A 429-nucleotide genomic window follows, 5' to 3' on the forward strand; every position below is an offset into this window, starting at 1 on the left:
ACACGCTCATAGCCGAGCGCTTCCGCGACCACCACCACGCCGAAATCATGCTCAGCATGCCCGGCTTCGGTCCCGTCCTCGGCGCCGAATTCCTCGGCGCCACCGGTGGCGACCTGAGCGTCTTCGAGAGTGTCGACCGGCTCGCCGGGGTTGCGGGACTCGCCCCGGCTTCCAAGGACTCCGGAAGAATCAGAGGCAACCACCACCGCCCCAGACGCTACGACCGCAGACTGTTGCGGGCCTGCTACATGGCCGCCATGTCCAGCCTTAGAAGCTCGAAGGCCTCCCGGACCTACTACGACCGCAAACGCGCCGAAGGCAAGACCCACATTCAGTCCGTTCTCTCGCTGGCCCGCCGCCGGCTCAACGTCCTCTGGGCCATGCTTCGTGACGGGACCAGCTATGGGCTCCAACCGGAGTCGGCTGCCC

At 66.4% G+C, this 429-nt stretch carries 1 protein-coding gene; it reads left to right on the forward strand.

Annotation, left to right across the window (positions count from 1 at the left end; all coding sequences use genetic code 11):
- On the forward strand, positions 1-429 hold a 429-nt coding region (locus AC5RWT_RS38025), incomplete at both ends, for a transposase (RefSeq protein WP_494084711.1).

Source organism: Arthrobacter sp. Dra40 (assembly GCF_059091905.1).